The organism is Brucella gallinifaecis (genome assembly GCF_006476605.1).
GTDB lineage: Bacteria > Pseudomonadota > Alphaproteobacteria > Rhizobiales > Rhizobiaceae > Brucella > Brucella gallinifaecis.
Genome location: NZ_ML636804.1, coordinates 366,886 through 373,399, shown reverse-complemented (window position 1 = coordinate 373,399; position 6,514 = coordinate 366,886). Strand labels below are relative to the sequence as shown.

Sequence of the window (6,514 nt, the reverse complement as noted above, 5' to 3'; positions counted from 1 at the left end):
GATGGTGGCGGCATAATCGCGGCGGAAATCCACTTAACGAAACGCCCGAAACTGTTCAGACAAACCGAACCACCTCTCAATACTGTTCCTGCCGGGCATCTATATGCCTCAAGCGCACCTTTATTTGACCCTATAGTACCAGTGTATGTACCATCATCCGTAAAACCAATGCCGACCTGCGCATTAGAGTTACTGGAAAAAACAATTGTAAGTAATAAGAGGAGAAAAAAACTAAACTTAACACATACTGAACTAAGGTACTTTGGTGAGCATTGGTACATGCCATCAAACCTTATATAATTCATGTTTTAATTATTAATACATAATATAAAGTTTTATACAAGACTTATTAAATATTTAACGAGTTTCATAACATATTGATTTTATTAATTTAATTTGTGCGCTAATTATGATTACTTCATTCTACTAATATTTTATATGCTCGATTTTATCTTAAAGCATCCCCTAACGAGACCACTGCGAATCACTTTAAAGTTGTAAAAATGTGACCAGATTATGATATTTAAAAGTGGGTTTTGAGCACAGATTCACAGACTAACGCAGCAGATGCGGGCAGCAATCAGTTTGATATTAGCGAGGTGATCAGCAGGGTTCTGGCCGTAACAATGGCACTGAATTTACCCTGATTTGATGGAGAGTTTCTGGCTCTAATTTTCGATTTATGACCTCGAATTGGATTGACGATTTATACTCAAGGGCGAATGTCTGCACATGGCATTTGAGTAACCGTCAATCTATTGCCAATGGCTTTGGTTGCCGGATTGGATTGGCTTTCATTAAAGCACCTATCACCAGATCTTCTTCATCCGATCAAAGCCCTGCTCCAAACTGTTACGAATTACAGTTTCGCCACAGCAGTAAGTCCTGCAAATGAGCCACTATAACGAAACTAGGTCGAGCGCAGCGCCTCTGTATGATTACTCAGTTTTCGCAATATAAAGAATGTTATGGTGATCCCAAGAACAGATAGCAACGTTGCCAGCATAAAGAGATCCGTATAACCAAATTTATCGGCAAGAAAACCTGCCACTGACGATCCCACAAGATAGATTAACAATTCTGCGCAGGCGAGGATTGTAAAATCCGTGCCAGGCTGGTCTGACGACGCAAACTTCATGAAAAGCGAATACATCGCCACCAGTTCCATATATCGTAGAAAGGTTTGAAATGCGGAAGCAGCCATTGCAACCTCCATACCCGGCCAGATTTCACCTGCATTGAAGGTAAGGGCCAGAAAGCAGATGCTACGCGCAAGTCCGAGAATGATAAGCGTAGAGAAAAGTCCCGTCACGCGGATCAATATTGCAGCCAGCGCGGCGCCAATCAGCCCCGCTGTTGCGGCAGATGCACCTGAGAGATAACCGATCCAGGACAGCGGCAGGCCGATATCAACAAGATACGTCCCTTCCATCCCTCGCACCATGCCTTCACTTGCCCGATAGGTCAGAGCAAAACAAAGGATGTACCAGGCACTTGGCTGCTCGAAAAACCGCTTCAGACTGGGTCGGGGCGCGGTCTCATTGAATGTTGTATCTCTTTTTTCATCCATCCAGAGTGCGGCAAGCAGTGGAAGCAGAGAAAGAGCAGCAATGATCAATATAGTCGGTCGCCAGCCAATCTTATGAAAAAGAACCAGCGCAAGCGTTCCACCCATGATGACACCGAGAGCCACAGCACCTGCCTGAATTGCATTGCCCGTAGCACGGCTCTCATCATTGAGGTGACGGACCGCATATCCGTCTGTTGCAATATCCTGCAATGACGACAAGAGCGTAATACAAAAGCAGATTACAAATAAAGCGCCCGCCTGTTGCGGCTCAACCAGCGTCATACTGGCAATGCCGAGAGAAACAACAATCTGCGTGACAATGACCCAGCTTCTGCGATGTCCCCATTTTTTGATAAGTGGATAGCGATCGACCAGAGGCGCGATAGCGAACTTGGCAATAAGTGGAATCATCAGAAGGTAAAATAAGCCGATTGCCGTGCGCGACGCACCCGACTCGCGCATCAAAGGCGGCAAGGCCACAAGCAAAAGGTAGGTTGGTATCCCTTGTGCGAGATAAAGACCACCAAGCACAGCGTAAAGGCGCGCATAGGCGCCTTTTGGCTTTTCGATAGACGACATAAATGGATCAGTCATCAGAATTTCTTGCTTACAGAAAGCGCAAAGGTTCGACCGCGGCCTTTATAGTCGAAGATTTCTTCAGGAGCCAAAGCACTGTAAAGAGCCTTGGCACGCGAACCCCAAACCGTATTATATTCTTTATTGAGCAAATTCAGGACACCGAAATTGATCGTCGTATCGAATTTTTCAACTCGATAAGAACCCATCAAATCAAACAGCGTATATCCTTCGATTTCATATCCGGCATGGTCATCAAGGTTGAAGACATGCTGCCCTTGCAGGCGGAGATTTAGCTGGTCATTGCCCCAGCCGATATGACCACCAAGCTTGGATACACTGGCGCTGCCGATCGTATCCTTAACCCAGTCACCATCGTTCTTGACTTCAGTTTTTACCCACTGCCCCAGCACACCAATGTCAAAGCCATGGCTGAGTTTCATGCCAGCCCGGCCCTCAAAGCCATATACGCGTCTGTCATTATCCTGCACTTCGACAGCAAGAGTGGTGCGGTTGAGCACAATCGATCTGTCAGAGGTAGAATAAAAGCCCGCTGCTTCAAGATTGTAAGTTCCGTCATCAAGACGATAACCAATTTCAAAAGAATTGGTCTTGATCGCTTCAAGTGCTGAATCTGATACATTGACGCTGCTCAGCAGGTTATAATGCCCACCCGATAAGGCATAGACGCCATATCCGTAATATTTCGCAGGGTCTGGAAGTTCAAACCCCTGACTGAAATTTGCATAAACCTGCTGCGTATCGGTCAAACTATAGGTTGCACCAGCGTTAAATAGAAACGCATCGTAATCCACATCGCCACCAGACATGGCATCTGCCGAAGAAGCCAGCCCATTCAAAATTGCAATTTGCTGGGCGGCACCGACAAAATCACCAACTTTGGTCTTGGTGTATTGATAACGAACACCACCACTGAATGTCAGGCGGTCGGTCGCCTTATAGGAACCTTCTACAAAGCCCGCCAGATTGGTGACGTCGATTTTAGGATAAAGACCTGTTACGCCTATGGTTTCAAAGTTCATTGCGCCACTGGCAAGGGCTTTATTCATATTGAATATATTCTGACTGGATGAAAGCGAATCCCGATCCGCATCGATGCCATATGTAATATTCAGTTTTTCTGTAGGCTCGGAAATGATTGCAGCTTTCATACCGTAATAATCCGTATCCTGAGAACTGCCGTAGAAATAGGTAGAGCTGGGAAATGGATGAAAATTCATCTGTTCGCTGCGATAAAAGCCCTGCAACAGCAATTGCTGACCAAAGAAGTCATTATCGGTGTAGGTCGCATTGAGCATGGCGCGACGTGTACGCGGATTGAAATCCGAATTATAATCGTCGCGCGTTTCAATCAATGCCGGATTGCGCAAACCGGCAAGATTCTGCCCAAAATAAACGCTGTAATCGGATTTCTGCTCCGAATTGAAAAGCTGGCCTGTGACTTCAAGCCTGCGGTCGGCATCAATCTGGAAGCCGACACTGCCCATGAAATCAATCCGCTGATTGAAAGCTGTCGATGTCTGCGTGATGTCAGGAACAATCATGGTGCCATCTGCATCATAAAACGCACCGGTTCGATTGCCGGCCAGTGAAAGACGCGCATCCCAGGCTTCACTGTTATAAGTGACGGCAGCGCCACCATTGCGGTCAAAGTCCTGGCTTGTTCTGAATCCGCTCTCAATACCGGCAGTAACTTCACCATGCAGGCCTGCCGGCGCATCTTTGCCCTTTTTTGTAATGATATTGATGATCCCGCCGGTGGCATTGCCACCATAAAGCGAAGTCGCGCCGGACAGAACTTCAATACGCTCAATGTTGAAGGGATCGATTGAATCAAACTGACGACTCAATCCACGCGCTGAATTCATCGAAATACCATCAATCAACACAAGTGCTGTACGTCCACGGAGATTTTGCCCGTAAGATGTACGCGCACCCTGACTGGCCGGGTCGAAACTGGGTACTTCCTGCGCAAGAATTTGCTGAATAGTCTCACCCGAGCGGGCACGCATTTCGATTTGCTGGGCGTCAACAACATAAATCGTGCGAGCGGTTTCGGAAATCTGCTGTCCACCACGGCTGCCCGTAACGGCAATAGTATCCAGAACCATGACGCCACTCGTTTCGGCTGAAGATTGTTCAGACTGAACCTTATCCTGGGCCTTATCCTGAGCCTTATCCTGGGCCGGGGCTTGTCCAGCCATGCTCCCGATAGCAACCAGTGTGAGAAGCGAAACACCGCGATATTTATTGTGCATTATTTTCTCCGAAAAAGCGAAGACACATGGCTTCGCCCCTATGCGCGATTGTCAAACAAGACCTTTACAGTCATATTTAATTAATCGATAAGAACCTTGCTTGGAGAAATGCGAACATGAACAGGACTCAAGTGAACCTTGAAGACTGTACAGAGTTGAGATGACAAAAGCGATCAGGCCGCAAAAGTTCCGGAATATGGCTTCCAGCATGACAGATGGTCTGCAACCATGTCTCATGATGCTGCGCGATATTATGGGAACACCGCTTATAAAGCAGTCTGATGCAGATCTATCGTCGGTACGCGGGCTGTTTTGGAAACATCCTGAGCTATCTTTGACGACAATTTATTTTCCGCTCAAGCGAACTTTCCTGTCAGCACCGGGGTCGCGAGAAGCTGGAATTTTAATCCTGCGTTCAATGAGCTGCCCTGCTTCGGTTGAACAAGGGCATCATCTGATTAATCTGGCTCGGGGTGATGTAACTTTTATCCCCTCCGACGCACCGCTTCTGCTGACATTGCCGACTGGTGGGCGCCTTGATTGCGCTTATATGCCTAAAAAAGCTGTTTTACAGGAAGTGCCCGACATTGACAGGCTTTTCGGGCAATCCATGCCCTTCACAAATCTACCTTTACAGCTACTCGTTACCTATGCAGGCTATCTTCTTCAGCATGAACATCAAAACGAGCGCAATGCATCGACAATGGTTCAGCACTTTTATCAGCTACTGCCAATGCTGGTCGATAACCTGCAAGCCCAGAATAAGCAGGTTTCTACGATAAAAAGAATGGATGCGATTAAAGCACAAATCGAAGCGCAGATTTCGAATAGCGAATTTTCTATAATACAATTGGCGCAAACTGAGGGCGTCACCTCGCGGGCAATTCAGAAACTGTTCAAACGGGAAAACACGACCTTTTCTCGCTATTTGTTACAGCGCAGGCTTGAAATGGCACGATCCGCAATCGTGCGTGGCGATCCATCTGGAATTACGCAGATTGCATATAATGCCGGCTTTGATGATCCTGCCTATTTCAGCAGAACATTTCGAAATCATTTCGGCTTTACGCCCTCTGTTTTACGCCGTCAGGTTAATCAGTTCTTCAAAGGCAGTGTTTGACTGGAAATGTTTAGCGTCAGGACCCTAGCTCTGGCCGCTTGAATTATCTGTCAGCAAAGATGGGTTGAACTCTTCCAGAAGCTTAGAAGCGGTCCTCAGATCAAGATGTGCTTTGATCGGCAGATGATCGGATGCCACGCGTGCAAGCGGCGTATTGTGTACTTCAACTGCCGTAACCAGATTGTTTGGCGTTCCAAGCACACGATCCAGTGCAAAGACCGGAAACCGTGACGGAAAGCTCGGTACCGCCGTTTCAGCATGATCAAAGACCGGCTTCAAAGAGGCCAGTGATGAACGTTTGCCGATACGCCATTCGTTGAGGTCGCCAATCAAAAGGGTTGGCAGCGTATCGGCTTCCTGCAAGGCAGAAAGAATGCTTTCGGCCTGTTGTTCGCGGGATCGCTTTAAAAGCCCAAGATGGGCAGCAATCACCCGCAATGGACCGGACGAAAATTGCAGATCGGCAACAAGTGCGCCACGCGGTTCCACACCGGGGAGTGCAAGCTGGCGCACATTGCGCACCACCCCTTCGCGAAACAACAATATATTACCATGCCAGCCATGGCCTTTCGGCATGGTGGAGGTGATTGGCACCGGAACAAGCCCGTGACGCTTCTCGAGCAGGCCGAGATCAAGCAGGCCCGAACGCTCGCCAAACCGCTTGTCGGCTTCCTGCAAAGCAATCACATCAGCATCAATTTCACTGATTACATCTGCCGTGCGTTGCGGATCGAAAACCTTGTCCACCCCAATGCATTTATGCACATTATAGGATGCAATGGTGATGTCACCCTCTGGCTCATCGTCAAGAGGCGGCCTGAAACCGGGCCGGTTTCGGATAGCAGTCAATATCTTGGTGGAAATTCGACCAGGAGTTTTCTTTTTCTGCACCCGTTACCGCCTTGTGTCATGTATGAATAGTATCGTTGTCCCTATAAATAGGGCATTTTGCTGGTTGAAAAACAGGTT

At 47.6% G+C, this 6,514-nt stretch carries 5 protein-coding genes; 2 read left to right on the top strand and 3 right to left on the bottom strand.

Annotated elements, in window-relative coordinates:
* A partial coding sequence (locus FHY56_RS18025; RefSeq protein WP_210240053.1) for a hypothetical protein occupies positions 1 to 300 on the top strand: 300 nt, incomplete at its 5' end.
* A gap of 610 nt (positions 301 to 910) precedes the next feature.
* Here FHY56_RS18025 and FHY56_RS10020 read toward each other — a convergent pair.
* Together FHY56_RS10020 and FHY56_RS10015 are read right to left on the bottom strand one after the other, a co-directional pair.
* Positions 911 to 2,164 carry a RhtX/FptX family siderophore transporter gene (locus FHY56_RS10020; protein ID WP_140905015.1) on the bottom strand — a complete coding sequence of 418 codons (1,254 nt, stop codon included), beginning with the start codon at positions 2,162 to 2,164 and terminating at the stop codon, positions 911 to 913.
* Positions 2,164 to 4,425 (bottom strand): TonB-dependent siderophore receptor RhtA, encoded by a 2,262-nt coding sequence (locus tag FHY56_RS10015; protein WP_140905014.1) that lies wholly within the window; start codon positions 4,423 to 4,425, stop codon positions 2,164 to 2,166. Before FHY56_RS10015 ends, FHY56_RS10020 begins: the two co-directional genes overlap by 1 nt.
* Positions 4,426 to 4,633: 208 nt before the next feature.
* Here FHY56_RS10015 and FHY56_RS10010 point away from each other — a divergent pair, with 208 nt between their 5' ends.
* On the top strand, positions 4,634 to 5,545 hold the full coding sequence (locus FHY56_RS10010; protein ID WP_235889463.1) for an AraC family transcriptional regulator: 912 nt from the start codon (positions 4,634 to 4,636) through the stop codon (positions 5,543 to 5,545).
* Positions 5,546 to 5,569: 24 nt separating this feature from the next.
* On the opposite strand, the gene FHY56_RS10005 is transcribed toward FHY56_RS10010, so the two are convergent.
* Complete coding sequence (locus FHY56_RS10005; protein WP_140905012.1) at positions 5,570 to 6,436, bottom strand: endonuclease/exonuclease/phosphatase family protein; 867 nt, start codon at positions 6,434 to 6,436, stop codon at positions 5,570 to 5,572.
* Positions 6,437 to 6,514: the final 78 nt, after the last annotated feature.